This is a genomic window from Streptomyces sp. SYP-A7185, from assembly GCF_046103685.1.
Lineage (GTDB): Bacteria > Actinomycetota > Actinomycetes > Streptomycetales > Streptomycetaceae > Streptomyces.
Window position 1 is genome coordinate 8,497,811 of sequence record NZ_CP122310.1, and the last position, 20,947, is coordinate 8,518,757.

Genomic DNA, 20,947 nt, shown 5'->3' on the forward strand with positions numbered 1-20,947 from the left:
ATTGGCTGAAATTCCTCGGCGTCGGGTACCCCCTAGGCCCATTGGGCTGCTGCGGGAAGAGTATGGATCGGCTGTTCGGATTCCGATGCGTGTGGTCGGAAACGTCGCACTCGGGACGTACGGCGCATGACTTCCCGAAGCGGTTCAGGGGTCCACTGGCTGCGGCCGGTGCCGTCACTCGCCATTACGTAGCGGCCACGGTACCGGCCGCCCGCGGTTGTCTCCCCGGGCGGATCACCCGGCGGGGAGCTGCTCCTCGGCCAGCGCCAGGATCTCCGTCACGCGTAGCCCGAAACGCACGTCACAGGCGTGCGGCCGGCCGGTTCGCGCCGCCGTCACGAGGGCGTCCACCGCCGAGCGGAACGCCTCCGGCGCGCCCCCTCCCGACGGCATCAGCGCCGTCCCCGCATCGCCGCGCAGCTCCACCGTCACCCCCGCCGCCTTACCGGGCGTGCTCAGGCTCAGCGCCGCCGTGCTGGACGCCCCACCGCTGTGCCGCAGCACCAGATGCACCAGATCCGCCGGTCCGGCCGCCGCCGTCACGTCGGTCACGTCGCCGAGCACCGGCATCAGGACGGACAGGGCGTGCGGGCCCACGTCCCACAGGCCGCCCCGGCGCGCCCGCCACGGCGAGGAGAACGGGCTGGTCCCGTCCGCCGCGTAGAAGGAGCCGTACCAGTCGGCGCGGCCCGTGAACCAGCCCTCCGTCGCCGCCTGCTCCGTCACCCAGGCCGACGTCGGCCCGGCGAAACGCAGCGTGAAGAAGACGACGGACGCCACCTGGGCCTGCTCGGCCGCCGCCGCGAGGTCGCGCACCGCGGCCACCGTCGTCGCCACCGGCTTGTCCAGGAGCAGGTGGCAGCCCGCGGCGGCGGCCCGCGCGGCCAGCGGTGCCTGCACGTCCGGCGGCACGGCGAACGCCACGGCGTCGCTCGCGGCGAACAGTTCGTCCACCTCCGCGTAGGCCGTGACCGCGTGCGCCGAGGCCAGCGCGGCCGCCGCGTCGGGCCGCCGTCCCCACACGCCGAGGAACTCCACGTCGGGGTGGGCGGCGAGCGCCGGAGCGTGGGTGGACGAGGCCCACGGACCCGTCCCGACCAGTCCCATTCGCAGTCTCTTCATGGTCGGCATTATGGCTGACTCCCTACCGCCGGCGATGGTGACGCCCAGGGGCCGCAAGGCGTTTGGCCGCTCTCCGCTGTTGTGTCCGCGTTGCGGATGGCTTGATGTCGATTCCGAACTCGGCGGTGGTGAAAGCCGATTCACCCGCTATGGTGAATTCTCATTCACTCAGCTTTGCCTTCCTTTACTTTTCCGGGCCTCCGGGACCGCGTTGGAGGGATCATGAAGTTCGCCCCGATATCGTCCGCAGATAGCGCGGGCATATGCGCCCGTCTGACGGTTCCGGTCCTGGCCTTCGGCGGCATTCTCATGGCGGTCACGCAGACGGTCGTCGTGCCGCTGCTGCCCGATCTGCCGCGTCTGACCGGCAGTTCACCCGGCGCGGTCTCCTGGCTGGTCACCGCCACCCTGCTGGCCGGGGCCGTCCTGACGCCCGTGCTCGGCCGGGCGGGCGACATGTACGGCAAGCGGCGGGTCCTGCTGGCCGCGCTCGGCCTGATGACCGTGGGCTCGACCCTGTGCGCGCTGACCTCCGACATCCGGGTGCTCATCGCGGCCCGCGCGCTCCAGGGCGCCGCGGCGGCCGTCGTACCGCTGTCGATCAGCATCCTGCGGGACGAGTTGCCCCCGGAGCGCACCGGCTCGGCGGTGGCGCTGATGAGCTCGACGGTCGGGGTCGGGGCGGCCCTGGGGCTGCCGCTGGCCGCGCTGATCGTGCAGTACGCCGACTGGCACGCCATGTTCTGGGCCACGAGCGCGCTGGGCGCGATCGGCCTGGCCCTCGCCTGGTGGACCGTACGGGAGTCGCCGGTGCGCTCCCCGGGGCGCTTCGACACCTGGGGCGCGCTGGGACTCGCCGCCGGGCTGGTCTGCCTGCTGCTCGCGGTGTCGCAGGGCGGGCAGTGGGGGTGGGGCAGCGTGTCGGTGCTCGCGCTGTTCGCCGGGGCCCTCGTGATCCTGGCCCTGTGGTGCCGCCAGCAGTTGCGGACCGAGCAGCCCCTGGTGGATCTGCGCCTCGCGGCCGGACGCCGGGTGGCGCTGCCCCATGCGGCCGCCCTCCTGGCCGGGTTCGCCTTCTACGCCAACTCGCTGGTCACCGCCCAGCTGGTGCAGGCGCCCGTCGAGAGCGGCTACGGCCTGGGTCTGTCGATCGTGGCCACGGGGCTGTGCCTGCTGCCCAACGGCCTGATCATGCTGGTGCTCTCGCCCGTCTCGGCCCGTGTCTCCACGGCGCACGGCGCCCGGGTGACGCTCGCCGTCGGCGCGGTCCTCATGGCCGTCGGCTACGTCGTGCGCATCGTCGACAGCCGTGACCTGTGGGTGATCATCGTGGGGGCGGCCGTGGTCTCGACGGGCACGACGTTCGCGTACTCGGCGCTGCCCACCCTGATCCTGCGGGCGGTGCCCCTGGCGCAGACCGCGTCGGCGAACGGCGTGAACGTCCTGATGCGCACCATCGGGCAGAGCGTGTGCAGCGCGGCGGTCGCGGCCGTGCTCGTCCACCACACCAGCGCGCTCGACGGGGTGCGGGTGCCGACCCTGCCCGGCTACCAACTGGCCTTCGCCCTGGCCGGAATCGTCGCTCTCGTCGCCTGTGCGGCGGCCCTCGCCATACCCTCGGACCCAGCACCGGACGGCCCCCGAGGGCCCGCCGGACGGCCAGGACCCACGCAGGAGACGGCCCTGGAAGGACGCACCTGACGCCATGAGCACCCCCTCCGACGGCACGGCCGCAGCCGCCCCCGGCACGACGGCCACGGCGCCCGCGCCCCTCGCGGCCGGCCCCGCCCGCCGCGACGCCGAAGCCACGAAGGCCGCCATCGTCCGCGCCGCCCGCCACCTCCTGGCCCGGCACGCCCACGCCGACATCACGCTGAAGGCGGTGGCCGAACGGGCCGGAGTGAGCGCGCCGCTGATCCTGAAGTACTTCGGCAACAAGGACGCCCTCTTCGCCCGCGTCATGTCCTTCGAGACCGACGCCGAGGCCCTGCTCGACGCGCCCCTCGCGGCCCTGGGCCACCACATGGTCCACCACCTGCTGACCGGCCAGGCCGAGCACGGCGCCGACCCCATCCTGCGGATCGTCTTCGCCCCGCTCCACCGCGAACAGGGCGACACCCTGCGCGCCAACTTCCGTACGCAGGTGGTGCGCCGCCTCACCGAACGCCTCGAAGGCGCGGACGCGGGCCTGCGCGCCGAGCTCGCGGTGGGCACGCTGCTCGGCCTGGGCGTGATGTACGGGATCGCGCGCGGGCCCCACCTGCGCGGCACGCCCGTCGCCGAGATCACCGACCGGTACGCGCCCACCGTGCAGGCCTTCCTCACCCCGACGTGACGGCGCACGACGACGGGCGTACGTCGACGGGCGCGCGGGCAGCGCACGCGCCACGGTGTGTCCGCCCCGCGGGCCGCCCCGGCTGCGTATCGTCGGCAGTGCGATCACGCCGACCCCCGGAACGGAACGGAGAGCACACGTGAGTGAGCCGAGTGAACGCCCCGCCCTGGCCGCCGAACTGGGCATGGAGCCGCACCCCGAGGGCGGCTGGTTCGTCGAGACCTGGGCCTCGGGCCACGCCTTCACGCCCACCGGCTACCCCGGCCCGCGGACGGCGGCGACCGCGATCTACTTCCTGCTCTGCCCGGGCGAGGAGTCCCGCTGGCACGTGGTGCGCTCCGACGAGATCTGGCTGTGGCACCGCGGCGGCGCCCTGGACCTGCGCCTGGGAGGCGACGGCGCGCTCCCGAAGGAGGGTGCGGCACCCATGCGCCTGGGCCCGGGCGTCGAGCACGGCGAGCGCCCGCAGATCCTGGTGCCCGGCGGTGTGTGGCAGGCCGCGCGCCCCACGGGGGACGAGCCGGTCCTGGTGAGCTGTGTCGTGGCGCCCGGCTTCGACTACGCGGACTTCCGGCTGGCGGACTGACGCGGCCCGCGCACCGGTGCCTCGCGTCGGGAGCACACCACCGATGCCTCCGGCTCCTTGCCCCGGTGCACGACCGCGACCGCCGCGAGTCCGACCGCGAGGCCCAGCGCCGTCTGCACGCCGAAGGGTTCGCCGAACATCAGGGCGCCCCACAGGGCCGTCACCGGCGCCATCAGGAACATGAGCGTGTTGACCTGCGTGACCCCGGAGCGCCGCAGGATCAGCCAGTAGAGCCCGTACCCGCCGAAGGTGGAGAGCGTCACCAGCCAGCTGATCGCCACCCAGAACGACGTCTCCCTCGGCGGTGCCGCGGCGCCCGCTCCCACGGCGAGCGCGGTGAAGATGACGGCACTGGTCACGCAGTGGACGGTCATCGAGACCGCCGGGGCGACCGGGCGAGGGGAGCGGCGGTCCAGGAAGGTCGCCGCGACCAGCGAGAACATGCCGAGGAACGGCACCAGATAGGCCCACCAGGGAGCGTCGGTGCCGCCCGTGGCATCCGCCGCCGTCACGATGACGACGCCGGTCACGCCCAGGCCGAGCCCCACCCACTGGGTGCGCGAGACGTACTGGCCGAGCAGCGGTCCGGCCAGGGCGCCCGCCACCAGCGGCTGGGTGCCGTCGATCAGGGCGGTGGTGCCGCTGGAGACACCGAGCTGGATGGCGTAGTAGACGGTGAGCAGATAGCCGCTCTGCGACAGCGCGCCGACCACCGCCTGCCGTAGCGCGTCGCGTGCCGTGAAGCCGCGCCAGGACGCCCGCGCCACGGTGAGGGCGACGACCGCGAGGACGAGTGCCAGCGGCAGGAACCGCCACATCAGGACCGTCACCGCGGACGCGCTCCCGGCCCCGAGCTTGGCCCCGATGAAGCCCGAGCTCCAGGTCAGTACGAACGCGATCGACAACAGGACGTTCATGGCGTTCCTCCGATGGCGGCTGCGGTCCCGAAGGTCCGAAAGGGTCGTCGGGAGCGGACGGTGAAGTAAACCGATCTGTTTACTTAGCCTCGACTATACAGATCGGTTTACTATGGAGGCATGGCAGGCAGGGTGAGTGAGATCGCGAAGGTGGCCACGGGTTCCGGGAGCGCGCCGCGCCGGGTCGTCATGACGCCGGGCGCGCGGCGCGTCCTGGACGCCGCGAGCGCGCTGTTCTACGACCGCGGCATCCACGCCGTCGGGGTGGACCTCATCGCGTCCGAGGCCGGGGTCACCAAGAAGACGCTCTACGACCGGTTCGGCTCCAAGGAGCAGATCGTCGTGGAGTATCTGGCGGCCCGCGACGAGCGCTGGCAGGCCTTCCTCGCCCCGTACGTCGAGGCCGCGACCACGGCGCGGGCCAGGATCCTGGCCGTCTTCGACGCCTCGCGCGACTGGGCCGGCACCTTCAGCGTCAAGGGGTGCAGCATGGTCAAGGCGCACGCCGAGATCAGCGATCCCGCGCACCCCGCGTACCAGGTCATCACCGGCCAGAAGACCTGGATGCTCGCCCTGTTCACCGGCCTGGCCCGCGACATCGCACCCGAGCGGGCCGCGGAACTCGGCCGGACGCTGATGCTGCTGCACGAAGGCGCTCTCGTCGCGCACGGTCTGCGCATCTTCCCGGACGCGATCGGCCGCGCCCGAGGCGACGCGGCGCGACTGCTCGACGCCGCGCCGCACGCCTCCTGAGCCGCCGCCCCCGGGCCTTTGGGGAGTTCTTTGCCGTTGGCCGGAATGCGTCGTTCCGTGTTACCGGCTCATTGACCGTACGCAATCGCGGAGAACAGTCTGGGCATGTAGCTGCTGTCTACACCTAGTGTGATCTGCATCCAGTTTCACGGATGTGGCACACAGGCAGCGTGATGCGGGAGGTAACGCATGTGTGGCATTACTGGCTGGGTCTCCTTCGACCGTGATCTGCGGTCCGCGTCCGGCACGCTGGACGCGATGACCGAGACGATGTCCTGCCGCGGCCCCGACGACCGCGGAACCTGGATCGAGGGCCCCGTCGCCCTCGGGCACCGCAGGCTCGCGATCATCGACCTGCCCGGCGGGCGCCAGCCCATGACCGTGCGGACGCCGCACGGCACCGTCGCCCTGGTCTACTCGGGGGAGACGTACAACTTCACCGAGCTGCGCCGTGAACTGACCGGGCGCGGCCATGAGTTCACCACCGGCTCCGACACCGAGGTCGTCCTGCGCGGCTATCTGGAGTGGGGCGAGGCGCTCGCCGAGCGGCTCAACGGCATGTACGCCTTCGCGGTGTGGGACGGCAGGCACGACAAGCTCGTCATGGTCCGCGACCGCATGGGCATCAAGCCCTTCTACTGCTACGAGACCCCGGACGGCGTCCTGTTCGGCTCCGAGCCCAAGGCGATCCTCGCCAACCCGCTGGCCCGCGCCCGGGTGACCACCGACGGGCTGCGGGAGCTCTTCACCATGGTCAAGACCCCCGGCCACGCCGTGTGGGACGGCATGCGCGAGATCGAGCCCGGCACCGTGGTGACCGTCGACCGCGCGGGCCTGCACCGCCACGTCTACTGGCGCCTGGAGACCCGGCCGCACCCCGACGGCCGCGACGCGACCGTCGCCCGGGTGCGCGAGCTCCTCGACGACATCGTGCGCCGCCAGCTCGTCTCCGACGTGCCCCGCTGCACCCTGCTCTCCGGCGGTCTCGACTCCTCGGCGATGACCGCGATCGCCGCCCGGCAGCTCGGCGAGGCGGGCGAGAGCGTCCGCAGCTTCGCCGTCGACTTCGTCGGCCAGAGCGAGAACTTCGTCGCCGACGCGCTGCGCTCCACCCCGGACACGCCCTATGTGCACGACGTGGCCAAGGCGGCCGGCACCGACCACCGCGACATCGTCCTGGACTCGCACGCCCTCGCCGATCCCGAGGTCCGGTCCGCGATGATCCGCGCCCGCGACCTGCCCATGGGCTTCGGCGACATGGACGCCTCCCTCTACCTCCTCTTCCGGGAGATCCGCGCACACTCGACGGTGGCGCTCTCGGGAGAGTCGGCGGACGAGGTCTTCGGCGGCTACCTCCAGTTCTTCGACGAAGAGGCCCGCGCCGCCGACACCTTCCCCTGGATGGTGCGGTTCGCCGAACACTTCGGCGACGACGCCGACGTGCTGCGCCCGGACCTGACCGCCGCCCTCGACCTGCCCGCGTACGTCCGGCGCGGATACGACACGGCCGTCGCCGATATCGGGCGCCTCGACGGCGAGAGCGACTTCGAGTTCCGGATGCGCACGATCTGCCATCTGCACCTGACCCGGTTCGTGCGCATCCTGCTCGACCGCAAGGACCGCGCGAGCATGGCCGTCGGCCTCGAGGTGCGCGTGCCCTTCTGCGACCACCGCCTGGTCGAGTACGTCTACAACGCGCCCTGGTCCCTGAAGTCCTTCGACGGCAGGGAGAAGAGCCTGCTGCGGGAGGCGACGGCGGACGTCCTGCCGCAGTCCGTGTACGACCGCGTGAAGAGCCCCTATCCCTCCACACAGGACCCCAAATACGCCCTCGCCCTCCAGGGGCACGTCAAGGACCTGCTCGCCGAGCCCGCCCACCCGGTCTTCGGCCTCCTCGACCGGGACCGGGTGCTGCGCGCGGCGAGCCGCGACGTACCGCAGATCACCCAGGCGTCCAGGCGCGGCCTCGAACGGACGCTGGATCTGGCGCTCTGGCTCGACCTGTACAAGCCGGAGATCGCCCTGAACTGAGCGTCCTCACTGCCCGGAACAGCTGCGGACCGTCGGCTGCGGGGGGACCCGCTCGTCGGGGCCGGGTTCCGCCGTCGTCGCGAGGGTGTCGAGGAAGCGCTGGAGCGCGGGAGCGCCGCCGGGGCCCAGGCTGCGGCGGATGGGCGGCACGACCGCCGGGGCGCCGGAGCCGCGCCGGGCCCCGGTGGTGGGGCAGGGCAGGTCCGTGGCGTCGACGGTCGCGGCCCGGCGTATGAATTCATCGACCGGGAGCCCGAGCTGGTCCGCGTTCCGCAGGACCGCTTCGTACTCGTCGGGTGTGAACAAGACCTGCACAGGCTTGGCACCGTCCATGAACGCATGATGCCGCCCGGGGGGTCCGCCGCGCGGTGCGGTTGGCATATTCGCGCTCGAAGGCGTGAAACGGACCGGAAAGGACATGAACGGTCGGAAATAGAGGTAGGCCCCGACCGGACGGGGGAATCGCGATCGGGACCTACGTACTGTTCAACGGTGAACCAATAGCCGGTGTTCCCAGGTCGGGCGCCTGTTCCTGTGAGCTGCGTTACGTGGCCGCGTGCCCGCGTGGCCATACGGGACTACGGGGCTACGGGGCTACGGGGCTACGGACCACGGGGCGGACCGCGCGACGCGGAACCCCACGTCGTCGATCCGGAACGTCGGGTGGCTGCGGCGCCGCACCGAGGCCCGGCAGCTCCAGTGCTCGTCGAACCACCCGCCGCCGCGGAGCACCCGGTAGGTGCCGTACACCTCTGGGTCGTAGAGGTCCCAGCACCACTCCCAGACGTTGCCCAGCATGTCGTGCAACCCCCACGCGTTGGCCCGCTTGCCGCCCACCTCGTGGATCCGTCCGGCGCCGTTGCCGCCGTGCCAGGCGATCTCGTCGAGCGGCCCGTACCGCGCACCGGTCGTGCCGGCCCGGCACGCGTGCTCCCACTCGGCCTCGGTCGGCAGCCGGTAGCCGTTCGCGGACACGTCCCACTCGGCGTCCGCCGGGTCGCCGTCCCCGTCCGCGTGACCGTGGCGCTCGCCGTCGGCGCGCAGGCGGTAGGCGGGGGTCAGGCCCTCCTGCCGGGACAGGGCGTTGCAGTAGCGGACCGCGTCCAGCCAGGAGACGCCCTCGACGGGCAGCCGCTCACCGTGCGCGCTGCTCGGCCGCTCGCCGGTGACGCGCGCGTACTGCTCCTGGGTGACGGGGTGCCGCGCGAGGGTGTGGGCCGCCACCTCGACCCGCCAGCTGCGCCGCGTCCGGCGGTCCGTCAGCGTCACCTGCCCGGCGGGGACGCCGATCATCTCGTTCTCCGTGCTCATGGCTCATTTCGACAGCAGGCGGGCCGCACGCATCTGGAGGTAGCGGGTCTCGGGGATGCTCAGCGTACGCGTCGCCGCCTCCTGGTAGGCGGCGCGGGCCGCGTCCGTCTCGCCCGCCCGCTCCAGGAGGTGCGCGCGCACGGCGTCCAGGCGGTGATGGCCCGTCAGACCGTCCTCGATCGCGGCGACTTCGACGAGTCCGGCCCGCGGTCCGTGCACCATGGCCACGGCCACGGCCCGGCTCAACCGGGCCATGGGGTCCGGTGTGCGACGGACGAGGATGTCGTAGAGGGCCAGGATCTGCGGCCAGTCGGTGTCGTCGGCGCGCGCGGCCTCGTCGTGCAGCGCGGCGATCGCCGCCTGCAACTGGTAGGCGCCCGCGGGGCCTTGGGACAGGGCCTTCCCGACGAGGCCGCAGCCCTCGTCGATCGCGCGCCGGTCCCAGAGCGAGCGGTCCTGCTCGTCGAGCGGGATGAGCTCGCCGTGCGGTCCGGTGCGGGCCGCGCTGCGGGCCTCGGTGAGCAGCATGAGCGCGAGCAGCCCCGTCACCTGGCCGTCCTCGGGCAGCAGCGTGCGCACCGAGCGGGTCAGCCGGATCGCCTCACGTGCCAGGTCCGCGCGGTGCAGGGCATCTCCCGAGGTCGCCGTGTACCCCTCGTTGAAGATCAGGTAGAGCACCTGGAGCACCACCGCCAGGCGCTGGTCGCGGTCCTCCGGGACGGGCTGCCGGAAGGGCACGCCCTTGACCTTCGCCTTCGCCCTGCTGATCCGCTGCGCCATCGTCGCCTCGGGCACCAGATGGGCGCGGGCGATCTCGGCCGTGGTCAGACCGCCGACCGCGCGCAGCGTCAGGGCGACCTGCGCGGCCGGGCTCAGCACCGGATGGCAGCACAGGAAGAGCAGCGTCAAGGTGTCGTCGTCGGAGGGCGCGCGGCTCTCGCCCGGCGCCGGTGCCGTGAACGCGTCCCGGGGCGACAGCTGGGCCGCCTCCTCCTCGCGCCGGCGCCGCGCCTCGTCACTGCGCAGCTGGTCCACGAGCCGCCGCGAGGCGGCCCGGATCAGCCAGCCGCGCGGATTCTCCGGGAGGCCCTGCTCGGGCCACTGACGCGCCGCGGCGAGCAGAGCCTCCTGTACGGCGTCCTCCGCCTCGCCGAAGTGTCCGTACCGGCGCACGAGGGCGCCGAGGACCTGCGGCGCGTGCAGGCGCAGCAGGTCCTCGGTCGCGGCGGTGCCGTTCAGCACGCGGCGTCGGGGCCGCCCATGATGGGACGGATCACGACGGGGTAGCACGGCGCGCCCTCGGGGACGGGACACTGCTGGATGCGGTTGGCGATCTCCGTGACGCGGTCCAGGCTCTCGCAGTCCAGGACCCAGTACCCGGCGAGGACTTCCTTCGTCTCGCCGTAGGGACCGTCCGTGATGACGGGGCGGCCTTCCTTGTCCACGTCGACCAGACGGGTCTGCGCGGGCTCGGCCAGGCCCTGTGCGTCGACCATCTCGCCGGACTCGGCCAGATCGTCGTTGAGCGCACCCATGAAGGCGAACATCGCCTGAAGGTCCTTCTCGCTCCACGACGGGCTCTGCGCGTTGGCCTTGCCGCTCTGCGCCTCGTAGTCCGCCTGCGTGCCCTGAACCATCACCAGATACTTCATGATGCTGCCCCTCGACTGTGTGGTGGTCACCCCTTGTGGGCAACTCTCACAGGGGACGTCGGAGCGGACGACCCGTTCTCGACATTACGACGGAACATTTTTTCTGCCCTGTCGAAACAGCGCGTCCGGCCGCCGTCCGGGCCCCGTCCACGCCCCGTCCACGCCCCGTCCACGCCCCGTCCACCAGGGCATCTCGGTGGTCAGCGAACGGTCGCGCCGCTACGGTCCGACCATGACGTACGCACAGCGAGCCGAGCAGTTCCGCGCCCTGCACCGCCCCGGCGAGCCCCTGCTGCTGCCCAACGCCTGGGACCACGCGTCCGCCGCCGCGCTCGTCCACGGCGGCTTTCCCGCGATCGGCACCACGAGCCTGGGCGTGGCGGCCGCCGCGGGCAAGGCCGACGCCACGGGCGACACCCGGGAGGAGACCCTGCGCCTGGCCCGGGGCCTGGCGAGGCTGCCCGCGCTGATCACCGTGGACATCGAGGGCGGCTTCAGCGACCGGCCGGTGGAGGTGGCGGCGCTCGCGGCGGACCTCGTCGCGGCGGGCGTGGTGGGCGTGAACATCGAGGACGGCCGCCCGGACGGGACGCTGACCGACACGGTCCTCCAGTGCGAGCTGATCCGCGCCGTCAAGGAGGCGGCCCCCGGCCTGTTCGTCAACGCGCGCACGGACACCCACTGGCTGCGCGCCGGGGGAGCGGGCGAGACCGAGCGCAGGGCCGCCGACTACCGGCTGGCGGGCGCCGACGGCCTGTTCGTGCCCGGCCTCCAGGACGAGAAGGTCATCGCGGGCCTGGTCGAGGGCGCGCCCGGCCTCCCGCTGAACATCCTCTACGCGCCCGGCGCCCTGACCTACCCGCGCCTGGCCGAGCTCGGCGTGAGCCGCGTGAGCAGCGGCTCGCTGCTCTTCCGCGCCGCGCTGCACGGAGCCGTCGAGGCGGCGCGAGCGATCGCCGGCGCCGGTGCCGTACCGCAGGACCTGCCGTCGTACGCGGACGCCCAGGCGCTCTCGGCGGCCTTCGGCGAGGCGGAGTAGCCGGGGCGTCCGGGCTACGGGCGCACGTCGTCCGCGCCCGGTTCGCCCGGCCCGGCCGGGCCGGCGGGTCGCTCGTCCCCGGCCGGGCCCGCGGGCCGCTCGTCCCCGGCGCGCCGTCGGTCCCCGTGGCCCGGCCACCACGCGGCGTGCCCGATCAGAGCCGTCAGCGCGGGCGTGAAGATCATCGCCATGACGAAGGCGGCGACGAGGATGCCGAAGGACAGGGAGAAGCCCATCTGGGAGAGCGTCGAGTTGCCCGCGAGCATCAGCGTGGCGAACGTGCCCGCCAGGATCACGCCCGCCGAGCCGATCGTCGGGCCCGAGTGGCGTACCGCCGTGCCCGCCGCGTCGTGCGGGGTGCGGCCCTCGCGGGCCTCCTCGCGCAGCCGCGACACCATCAGGATGTTGTAGTCCGTGCCGAGCGCGACCACGAACAAGTACATGATCACGGGGAGCATGAACATCAGCCCGGGCTGGCTGCCGATCTGCTGGAACAGCAGGGAGGTCGCGCCCAGGGTCGCGCCGAAGCCGAGCGCGACCGACAGCATCAGGTACCAGGGAGCCACCAGGCTGCGCAGGAGCAGCCCGAGGATGACCATGATGGCCAGTGCGGCGACCGGGAAGACCACCGAGTAGTCGCGGTCCACGGCCTTGTTGATGTCGACGTACACCGCCGTCGTCCCGCCCACGAGCGCCTCGGTGCCGGCCGGCGCCTCCTCGTGGGCGAGCGGGCGCAGCCGGTCCTTGACCGTCTCCAGGGCCTTGTCGGAGGCGGGCGGATCCGAGAGCACCACGGAGTACGAGGCGGTCGTACGGTCCGGGCTCAGCCGGGGCGCGGAGACCTCGCCCACGCCCTCGACGCCGTCGAGACGGCCCCGGAAGGCGGCCGCCTTCGCCGCGGTGATGGGGCCGTCGTCCGAGGTGAGATAGACGGAGGTCGGGTCGGTGGTGCCCGCGGGGAAGCCCTTCTGGAGGTCCTTGAGGGCGACCATCGACTCCTTGTCCTTGGGCAGCGAGGAGCCCGCCAGGTCGAAGTTGGCCTTGTAGCCGAGGGCGCCCAGCGTGAGCGCGCCCATGAACAGCGCCGACACCAGGGCCCAGACGGCGGGCTTGCGGGCGATGGACCCGCCGAGCCGCGCGAAGCCGGTGCCCTGCGGCTCCCGCCGCCAGGACTTCGAGGGCCAGAACACCTTCGTGCCGAGCAGCGAGACGACGGCGGGCACCAGCGTGAGCCCGGCCAGCAGCGTCACGAAGACCGCGATGGCCAGAGCGGGGCCCATGGAGCGCAGCATGCCCAGCGAGGAGAGCGTCAGCGCGGCGAACGCGACGATGACGGCGCCCGCCGCCGAGGTGATCGCCTCGCCGACCCGCTCGACGGCGTGGATCATCGCGCCCTTGGAGTCCTCGCCCGCGCGCAGGGCCTCCCGGTAGCGGAAGAGCAGGAACAGGATGTAGTCCGTGCCGACGCCGAACAGGACGACGGTCAGGAGTTCCTGGATGGAGGAGTCGGCCTTCATGTCGAAGGCTTTGTTCGCGGAGGCGATCAGACCGGTCGCCATGGGCGAGATGAGGCCGATCAGGACCACGGGGAGCAGCGCGATGATCGGGCTCCGGAAGATCACCAGGAGCAGCACGATGATGATCACGATCGTGCCGACCCCGACGAGCAGCCCGGCCCGCTCCGACGCGTCGCTCTCGTCGAGCGCCTGGGCGGCGGAGCCGGTGATGCCGGCCCTGAGGTCCGTGCCCTTCAGTTCGGGCTTGAGGTCGGAGCGCAGCTCCTTGACCGCGTCCTGCTGCGCGGTGTCCTCGGGGTCGGTCATCTTGGGCATCGCGACGACCGACGTCTGCACGAGTCGGTTGGGCGAGACCGCGCTCGGCACGACCGCCTGCACCTCGGGGATCTTCTGGGCCTGGAGATCCTTGGAGACGCGGGCGACGTCCGCCGAGTCGGCCGCCGTCAGCTTCCCGCCGTCGGAGCGCTGGAAGACGATGATCGCGCCGACGTTCTGCTGTTTGGGGAACTCCGATTCCTGCACGTCCGCCGCGCGGATGGACTCGTAGTGGTCCGGAAGGAAGCTCGCCTCGTCGCTGCTGGAGGTCAGTTTCGGCGCCAGGGAGATCACGGCACCGGCCGCGACCACCCACGCCAGAATGATCCACCACGGGCGACGGACCACGAATCGGCCCAGGCCAGAGAACATCGGCTGCTGCCTCTCCCTCGCCCCCGAGGCGTAACGGAGCGTTCTGACCAAGGATCTTCCGGAGCGGACGGCCCCGCCACTTGAGCCGTTCGGCGCAAGGGGCGGGGCGTGCCGCGCGAGGGGGAGGGCCGGGCCCGGGGCCTGCCGCGTGAGGGGGGCGGGTCGCGCCCGGGGTCGTGCGGGCGGGTCCGGCCGCCGTCAGAAGTTGATCATGTGTCCGGCCAGGCCGTGCACCGCCTCCTTGACCGCCTCGCCGAGCGTGGGGTGCGCGTGGACGTTGCGCGCGACCTCGTGCACCGTCAGGTCCCACTGCTGGGCCAGGGTCAGCTCGGGAAGGAGCTCGGTGACGTCCGGTCCGATCAGGTGGGCGCCGATGATCTCGCCGTACCGCGCATCACTGATGATCTTGACGAAGCCGACCGTGTCGCCGAGGCCGTGCGCCTTGCCGTTCGCCATGAACGGGAACTTGGCGACCTTGACGTCGAAGCCCTTCTCCTTGGCCTGCGCCTCCGTCCAGCCGAAGCTGGCGATCTGCGGCTGGGAGTAGGTGGCGCGCGGGATCATCGGGTAGTCGAGTTCCATCGTCTCGGCGCCGGCCAGCGTCTCGGCGGCCACGATGCCCATGGACTCGGCGGTGTGCGCGAGCATCAGCTTCGCGGTGACGTCACCGATGGCGTAGATGTGCGGCACGTTCGTGCGCCCGCGGCCGTCGATGTCGATGGCGCCGCGCTCGGTCAGCGCCACGCCCGTCGCCTCCAGGCCGTATCCGGTCACGTTCGGGGCGAAGCCGATGGCCTGGAGGACCTTGTCCGCCTCCAGGACCTCCTGCGTGCCGTTCTTGCCGGTCACGGTGACCTTGACCTTGGCGCCGGACTCGTCGATCGACTCGACGCGGGTCGAGGTCTTCACGTCGATGCCGAGCTTGCGGTACTGCTTGGCCAGCTCCGTCGAGACGTCCGCGTCCTCCAGGGGCGCGATGCGGTCGAGGAACTCGACGATGGTGACCTTCACGCCGTAGTTGTGCAGGACGTAGGCGAACTCGATGCCGATGGCACCGGCGCCCGCGATCACGATCGACTCCGGCACGGAGTCGGCGAGGATCTGCTCCTCGTACGTCACGACCTTCTCCGAGCGCCGCGTGCCGGGCAGCAGCTTCGGCGTGGCGCCCGTGGCGATGACGCAGTTCTCGAACGTGATCGTGTCCGTGGAGCCGTCCGCCTTGGCGACCTGGAGCGTGTTCGCGTCCAGGAACGTGCCCCGGCCGTCGAACTCGGTGATCTTGTTCTTCTTCATCAGGAAGTGGACGCCCTTGACGCGGCCGTCCGCGACGGTACGGCTGCGGTGGAACGCCTCGCCGTAGTCGAAGGAGACGTTCCCGTCGACCTTGATGCCGTACGTCTTCTGCTCGTGCGTGAACAGATGGGCCAGCTCGGCGTTGCGCAGCAGTGCCTTGGTCGGGATGCAGCCGACGTTGAGGCAGACACCTCCCCAGTACTTCTCCTCGACGACCGCTACCCGCTTGCCCAGCTGGGCGGCGCGGATGGCGGCCACATAGCCGCCGGGTCCTGCTCCGAGCACGACGACGTCGAAGCGGTCTTCCATGGGGAGGGTCCTCTCTGATGGCACGGATCTCGCGTCGGGTTCACTGTGCCTCACGATCCGCTCGCGGCGCATGTCACGCCCGCGGGGACGAGCCGTGGGCCGCCTGCGCGGGGCCGTGGGGCGAACGCCCAACCGGCCCTGTGGGCAAGCCCGTTGGCGATCCGATATCGGGTTCACCCGTGCCGGAGCGACCCGATAGTGTCGCCGTGACCGAGCAGGAGCACTGATCCCTCTGGGAGAGGCGGAGAACGCGCTGTGGTGGCAGACGACCAGACCGGGACGGCATCCATCCCCTTCGACGTGCCGACGTCCGCACGCGCCTACGGCTGGATGCTCGGCGGCAAGGACAACTACGCGGTCGACCGCGAGTTCCTGCTGCGGACGCTGCCCGACTTCCCCGAGTGCGTCGACATCGCCCGGCAGAACCGCGCGTTCCTGTTCCGCGTGGTGCGCCATCTGACCCGGGCCGGCATCCGGCAGTTCATCGACATGGGCTGCGGCCTGCCCACCGACGACAACGTCCACCAGGTCGCCCGGCGCTTCGCACCGGACACCCGCGTCGTCTACGTGGACCTCGACCCGATCGTCCTCGCCCACGGCCGGGCGCTGCTCGCCGACGACGCCACCACCACCGTCGTCCACGGCGACATGCGCGACCAGGAGGAGATCCTGGCCGATGCGGAGGTCGTCCGCCTCATCGACTTCGACGAGCCGGTCGCCGTGCTCTTCCTGTCGGTGGTGCACCACCTGACCGACGCCGACGACCCCCGCCGCGTGCTGCGCACGGTCATCGACCGTGCGGTGCCCGGCAGTTACCTCGGCGTCTCCCAGGTCGTCGCCGACGACGCGGCCCGCGGCGCCGCGATGAGCGCGCACATCTCCGGCGGCGGCGTGCCCTGGCAGACCCGCACCCCCGCCGAGGTCGACGCCCTCCTCGACGGCCTCGAACCGGTCGAACCGGGCCTGGTCAACCTCGTCGACTGGCGTCCCGACGCCGACCAGCCCCCGCTCGCCCCGGTCCACGAGGACTTGGCGCCCTACCTGGGAGTCACCGAACAGAGCAAGGGGATCTACGAGTACGGGGGTTTGCTCCGCAAGGCATAGCCATACACAATGGTGAGCATGATCCAGCACCTGACCGCCGCCGTGAGGACCTTCAATGTCCCGTGGCGATGTGGGTGCGAGCGATCGGGTCGCTAGCTGCGGGGGGTCACCCGTCACCCCTCCAGCCGCCCGGAGTCCCGGCTCCGTGCGGCACCCGCTCACTCACCACCGAAGGATCACCATGACCGTGGTTTCCCCTGCCGTCTCCTCCGAGATGTCCGGTTCTTCCGGCTCCGCCCGCCCTCTTGACGCTCCCGCGCTCCGCGAGGCCCGCGTTCCCGCCGACGGCATGTACGAAGGCCGCCGCACCCTGCGCCGCCTCCCCGAGGGCTGGGAAGAGCGCCCCTACGAACTGATCGACGTCGTGCCCCAGGGGCGGATCATCGGCGCCGAGATCCGCGGCGTCGACCTCGCCCGGCCGCTCACGCCCGCGCTGCGCGAGGAGCTCAACCGCGCCCTCCTGGAGTGGAAGGTGCTCTTCTTCCGGGGCGCCGGGATCACCTCCGAGCAGCAGCGCGCCTTCGCCCTCAACTGGGGCGAGCTGGAGACCAATCCACTGCTCGCGCGCGGCTCGGCCGACGACGTCGTGCGGTTCGACAAGGGCGGCAGCGCGACACCCACGTACGAGAACGTCTGGCACGCCGACGTCACCTTCCGCGAGCGCCCGGCCCTCGGCGCCGTCCTTCAGTTGCGCGAGGTGCCCCCGGTGGGCGGCGACACGATGTGGGCGGACATGGCGGCCGCGTACGACAACCTGCCCGACGAGGTGAAGGCCCGCATCGAGGACGCCCGGGCGGTGCACGACTTCATCCCCGGCTTCGTCCGCTTCTACGGACCCGAGAAGCTGATCCCCCTCCAGGAGCAGTTCCCGCCCGTCACCCACCCCGTGGTGCGCAGGCACCCGGAGACCGGCCGCAAGATGCTCTTCGTGAACACCTCCTTCACCACGCACATCGTGGGCATGGAGCGGGCCGAGAGCGACCGCCTCCTCGGCTATCTCGTGCGCCAGGCGCAGGTCCCCGAGTACCAGGTGCGGTTCCACTGGCAGGCCGGTGACGTCGCCTTCTGGGACAACCGCTCCACCCAGCACTACGCCGTCGACGACTACGCCCCGCACCGCCGCGTGGCCGAGCGCGTCGCGATAGCGGGCGACCGCCCGCACTGACCCTCCGCGTCGGAAGGACCCTCATGTCAGCCGCAGCGCGCTTCCCGTTGACGCCCGAGCCGATCCACGTCCCCGACGCGGTGCTCGACGACCTCAGGGCGCGACTGCGGCTGACGAGGTGGCCCGATGACACGGGCAACGACGACGGCCACTACGGCGTCCGCCGCACCTACCTCCAGGAGCTGGCCGAGTACTGGCTCCACCGGTACGACTGGCGCAAGGCCGAAGCCGCCATCAACGCCTACGAGCACTACCGGGTGAGCGTCGACGGCGTACCGGTGCACTTCATGCGCAGGCCCGGCGTCGGCCCCGCCCCCACCCCGCTCATCCTCACGCACGGCTGGCCCTGGACCTTCTGGCACTGGTCCAGGGTCGTCGACCGGCTCGCCGACCCCGCCGCGTCCGGCGGCGACCCGGCCGACGCGTTCGACGTCATCGTGCCCTCCCTGCCCGGCTTCGGCTTCTCCGCGCCGCTGCGGGACCACCCCGACATGAACTTCTGGAAGGTCGCCGACCTCTGGCACACCTTGATGACCGACACGCTCGGCCACCGGAAGTACGCCGCGGGCGGATGTGACATCGGCGCTCTGGTCACCGGTCAGCTCGGCCACAAGTACGCGGACGAACTGCACGGCATCCACATCGGCTCGGGCCAGAAGCTCACCATGTTCAACGGCGACCGGGGCTGGGACCTCAGTGGCGGCCTGCCGATCCCCGAGGACCTCCCCGAGCCCGCCCACCGCCAACTGATCTCCCTGGAGCGGCGCTTCGCCGCCCATCTCGCCGTCCACGTCCTGGGGCCGAGCACCCTGTCCTACGGACTCAGCGACTCGCCGGTCGGGCTGCTCGCCTGGATCCTGGAGCGCTGGGAGAAGTGGAGCGACAGCCGCGGCGACGTGGAGAGCGTCTTCTCCAAGGACGAACTCCTCACCCACGCCATGATCTTCTGGGTGAACAACACCATCGGCACGTCCATCCGCTACTACGCCAACGCCAACCGCTACCCCTGGACGCCGTCCCACGACCGCAGTCCGGCCGTCGAGGCGCCCACCGGCCTCACGTTCGTCGCCCACGAGAACCCGCCCGGCGTCACCACCGCCGAGCAGCGGGTCCAGAGCTGGCTCGGCGGCGACCGAGCCGAGTGGTACCACCACGTGAACCTCACCGCGCACGACAGCGGCGGTCACTTCATCCCGTGGGAGATCCCCGACGCCTGGGTGGACGACCTGCGCCGCACGTTCCGCGGCCGGCGCTGAGGGCTCAACGCTCCAGTGTCAGCTGCCACTTGACCTCGCCGTCGTGCCACTCGTCCGTGGGCGTCAGCCCGGCGGCGGTGGCCACGGCGGCCGAGGCCCGGTGATCCGGATGGATGTGGGCGATGATCCTGCGCACGGCCTCCTGCTCCGCCAGCCAGTCGACGAGGCCGCGGGCCGCCTCCGCGGCGAAGCCCCGCCCCTGCCAGGCGGTTCCGACGACCCAGGCGACCTCGGCGACCAAGGCGCCGCTGTCCGTGGCGCCTGAGTCCGTGGCGCCGGAGTCCGGGGCGGACGCGGGGCCGACGGTCGCCTGCACGGTCCCGACGAGGGATTCCTCGTCGCGCAGCCGCAGCACCCAGTTGCACCAGGAGACCGCGGGCTCGGGGGACCCGTCGGTCATCCGCAGATAGCGGGCCCGCAGCTCCCGCGGATCGTCGGGAGAGCCACCGATGAAGGTGTGCAGACCGGGATCGGAGAGCACGCCGGCCATCTCGTCGGCGTGCTCCACCTGGAGCGGTACGAGGACGAGGCGGGCGGTGCCGATCTCCCGGGCGCGGACCTCTTGCATGGACGACACCCTTCGCCGACTGAGCCATCTGTGACTTGTGCGCGAGGCAGCGTAACGGAAGGCCGCGCGGACGGATGGAGCGGGCCGGGGGCGCGGGTGGGAAACGGCTGCCGTCGCCGGTGGCACGGGGACGGGCCGCGTCGTCGGCGCCGGCCGCGGAGGCCTTGGACTGACCGGCCGTTCAGGGGTCGGAGAGGATCGCGTCGAGGTGCCGCAGCGCCGCCGTCACCCGGGCCGGGTCGTCGAAGAACGGGTCGTCCGGGACCGGCAGCGATCCGGCGAGAGCGATTCCGCGGCCTCGCGCCCACATCGCGTCGTCGGCGCCCACCGCCTCGCGGAACGCGCCGCGCGCCTCGTCCGGCAGGAACAGCCACGCGGGCAGCAGGTCGACCGCGGGGTCGCCCACGGCCAGCGTCCCGAAGTCGATGACGGCACTCAGTCGGCCGTCCACGGCCAGGAGGTTGCCGGTCGCGAGGTCGCCGTGGACCCATACCGGCGGCCCGTCCCACGCGGGCGCGGTGACGGCCGCGTCCCACACGGCGGTCACCGCGTCGCTGTCGACGAGCCCCGCCGCCTTCAGCTTCGCGATCTTGGACCGTACGAGGGAGTCGGCGCACAGGGAGTCGCACTCGGTGCCCACGCGTTCCCCGCGGAAGGCGTTGCTGAGCCGGGGGCCGGGCCCGCCGGCGGGGTCGATGTGCCGCAGAGCGGTGACGAACCCGGCGAGGTCCGCCGCCGCCCGGAGCGGGTCGGCCAGGGAGTCGGTCGTCGCGGTGTCGCCCTCCAGCCACCGGTACACCGACCAGGGGAAGGGGTAGCCCTCACCGGGCTCGCCGCGGCCCAGGGGCTCCGGGACGGTGAGCGGCAGCCGCGGGGCGAGCCGCGGCAGCCACCGCTGTTCCGCCTCCACCTGCCCGACCCACCGCCGGTAGCGCGGCAGTCGTACGGACATGTCGTCGCCGAGCCGGTAGGTCGCGTTGTCCATGCCGGACCGGGGTACCGCGGTGACCGGCAGGTCCGCCCACCGGGGGAACTGCGCCGCGAGGAGCCGGCGGACCAGGTCCGTGTCGATCACCGGATCGCTGGGGAGGCCGGGCCCGGCGTCGACACCCTGCGTGCCGCCGTCACCCTCGCCGTCGCAGTCGCCGTCGTGCTGTCCGTCTGCCGTCGTCATGCGGGCCACCCCGGTCATGGCCCGCGCCCCGGACGTCGCTCAGGGCGTCGTCCGGGGCGCGGTCGTGAATGTCGAGGCCTCATCCCACCGTCAGGGCCGAGGCCGCGTCCACCCAATTACCGTCGGAT

19 protein-coding genes are annotated in these 20,947 nt (G+C 72.0%); 9 read left to right on the forward strand and 10 right to left on the reverse strand.

The features are described from left to right. Positions 1-234: 234 nt before the first annotated feature. Positions 235-1,122: a Gfo/Idh/MocA family protein gene (locus QBL25_RS37225; RefSeq protein WP_409061361.1), complete on the reverse strand. Its 888-nt coding sequence runs from the start codon at positions 1,120-1,122 to the stop codon at positions 235-237. A gap of 222 nt (positions 1,123-1,344) precedes the next feature. Between QBL25_RS37225 and QBL25_RS37230 the strand changes: the two genes are divergently transcribed. The 3 genes from QBL25_RS37230 to QBL25_RS37240 all read left to right on the forward strand — a co-directional run bounded on the left by QBL25_RS37230 (position 1,345) and on the right by QBL25_RS37240 (position 4,043). Next, the gene (locus tag QBL25_RS37230) at positions 1,345-2,823 is read left to right on the forward strand and encodes an MFS transporter (RefSeq protein WP_409061362.1); all 1,479 of its coding nucleotides are present in this window, start codon (positions 1,345-1,347) and stop codon (positions 2,821-2,823) included. Between the two features lie 4 nt (positions 2,824-2,827). Further along, a complete protein-coding gene (locus tag QBL25_RS37235) occupies positions 2,828-3,457 on the forward strand; it encodes a TetR family transcriptional regulator (protein WP_409061363.1) in 630 nt (209 codons plus the stop codon). A 139-nt stretch (positions 3,458-3,596) separates the two neighbouring features. Further along, positions 3,597-4,043, forward strand: coding sequence for a cupin domain-containing protein (locus tag QBL25_RS37240; RefSeq protein ID WP_409061364.1), 447 nt, complete (start codon positions 3,597-3,599; stop codon positions 4,041-4,043). Here the strand turns inward: QBL25_RS37240 and QBL25_RS37245 are convergent. Further along, positions 4,016-4,960 (reverse strand): DMT family transporter, encoded by a 945-nt coding sequence (locus tag QBL25_RS37245; protein ID WP_409061365.1) that lies wholly within the window; start codon positions 4,958-4,960, stop codon positions 4,016-4,018. The two genes, QBL25_RS37240 and QBL25_RS37245, sit on opposite strands and share 28 nt — an antisense overlap. A 189-nt stretch (positions 4,961-5,149) precedes the next feature. Here QBL25_RS37245 and QBL25_RS37250 point away from each other — a divergent pair, with 189 nt between their 5' ends. Then, positions 5,150-5,713, forward strand: a complete 564-nt coding sequence (locus QBL25_RS37250) for a TetR/AcrR family transcriptional regulator (protein ID WP_409062913.1) — start codon at positions 5,150-5,152, stop codon at positions 5,711-5,713. A 189-nt stretch (positions 5,714-5,902) separates the two neighbouring features. Continuing rightward, the gene (gene asnB, locus QBL25_RS37255; protein ID WP_409061366.1) at positions 5,903-7,744 is read left to right on the forward strand and encodes an asparagine synthase (glutamine-hydrolyzing); all 1,842 of its coding nucleotides are present in this window, start codon (positions 5,903-5,905) and stop codon (positions 7,742-7,744) included. A 6-nt stretch (positions 7,745-7,750) separates the two neighbouring features. Here asnB and QBL25_RS37260 read toward each other — a convergent pair whose 3' ends face one another. The 4 genes from QBL25_RS37260 to QBL25_RS37275 all read right to left on the reverse strand — a co-directional run bounded on the left by QBL25_RS37260 (position 7,751) and on the right by QBL25_RS37275 (position 10,707). Next, positions 7,751-8,077, reverse strand: coding sequence for a plasmid mobilization protein (locus QBL25_RS37260; protein ID WP_409061367.1), 327 nt, complete (start codon positions 8,075-8,077; stop codon positions 7,751-7,753). Positions 8,078-8,338: 261 nt separating this feature from the next. Beyond that, positions 8,339-9,055, reverse strand: a complete 717-nt coding sequence (locus tag QBL25_RS37265; protein WP_409061368.1) for a formylglycine-generating enzyme family protein — start codon at positions 9,053-9,055, stop codon at positions 8,339-8,341. Between the two features lie 3 nt (positions 9,056-9,058). Continuing rightward, positions 9,059-10,297: an RNA polymerase sigma factor gene (locus QBL25_RS37270; protein ID WP_409061369.1), complete on the reverse strand. Its 1,239-nt coding sequence runs from the start codon at positions 10,295-10,297 to the stop codon at positions 9,059-9,061. After that, entirely contained in the window at positions 10,291-10,707 is a 417-nt protein-coding gene (locus QBL25_RS37275; RefSeq protein WP_409061370.1) for a YciI family protein, read from the reverse strand. The genes QBL25_RS37270 and QBL25_RS37275 overlap by 7 nt, the downstream gene beginning before the upstream one ends. Positions 10,708-10,939: 232 nt before the next feature. On the opposite strand from QBL25_RS37275, the gene QBL25_RS37280 reads away from it, so the two are divergent. Continuing rightward, the gene (locus QBL25_RS37280; RefSeq protein ID WP_409061371.1) at positions 10,940-11,746 is read left to right on the forward strand and encodes an isocitrate lyase/phosphoenolpyruvate mutase family protein; all 807 of its coding nucleotides are present in this window, start codon (positions 10,940-10,942) and stop codon (positions 11,744-11,746) included. A 14-nt stretch (positions 11,747-11,760) separates the two neighbouring features. Here the strand turns inward: QBL25_RS37280 and QBL25_RS37285 are convergent, their stop codons facing one another. Beyond that, positions 11,761-13,950 (reverse strand): MMPL family transporter, encoded by a 2,190-nt coding sequence (locus tag QBL25_RS37285; RefSeq protein ID WP_409061372.1) that lies wholly within the window; start codon positions 13,948-13,950, stop codon positions 11,761-11,763. A gap of 198 nt (positions 13,951-14,148) precedes the next feature. Beyond that, positions 14,149-15,552 carry a dihydrolipoyl dehydrogenase gene (gene lpdA / locus QBL25_RS37290; RefSeq protein WP_409061373.1) on the reverse strand — a complete coding sequence of 468 codons (1,404 nt, stop codon included), beginning with the start codon at positions 15,550-15,552 and terminating at the stop codon, positions 14,149-14,151. 255 nt (positions 15,553-15,807) lie between these two features. On the opposite strand from lpdA, the gene QBL25_RS37295 reads away from it, so the two are divergent. The 3 genes from QBL25_RS37295 to QBL25_RS37305 all read left to right on the forward strand — a co-directional run bounded on the left by QBL25_RS37295 (position 15,808) and on the right by QBL25_RS37305 (position 19,077). After that, a complete protein-coding gene (locus QBL25_RS37295) occupies positions 15,808-16,656 on the forward strand; it encodes an SAM-dependent methyltransferase (RefSeq protein WP_409061374.1) in 849 nt (282 codons plus the stop codon). Between the two features lie 289 nt (positions 16,657-16,945). Next, positions 16,946-17,821 (forward strand): TauD/TfdA dioxygenase family protein, encoded by an 876-nt coding sequence (locus tag QBL25_RS37300; RefSeq protein ID WP_409062914.1) that lies wholly within the window; start codon positions 16,946-16,948, stop codon positions 17,819-17,821. A 23-nt stretch (positions 17,822-17,844) separates the two neighbouring features. Further along, positions 17,845-19,077: an epoxide hydrolase family protein gene (locus tag QBL25_RS37305; protein WP_409061375.1), complete on the forward strand. Its 1,233-nt coding sequence runs from the start codon at positions 17,845-17,847 to the stop codon at positions 19,075-19,077. 4 nt (positions 19,078-19,081) lie between these two features. Here the strand turns inward: QBL25_RS37305 and QBL25_RS37310 are convergent, their stop codons facing one another. Both QBL25_RS37310 and QBL25_RS37315 read right to left on the reverse strand, forming a co-directional pair. Then, positions 19,082-19,645 (reverse strand): GNAT family N-acetyltransferase, encoded by a 564-nt coding sequence (locus QBL25_RS37310; RefSeq protein ID WP_409061376.1) that lies wholly within the window; start codon positions 19,643-19,645, stop codon positions 19,082-19,084. Positions 19,646-19,826: 181 nt separating this feature from the next. Then, complete coding sequence (locus tag QBL25_RS37315) at positions 19,827-20,819, reverse strand: aminoglycoside phosphotransferase family protein (protein WP_409061377.1); 993 nt, start codon at positions 20,817-20,819, stop codon at positions 19,827-19,829. Between the last annotated feature and the right edge of the window lie 128 nt (positions 20,820-20,947).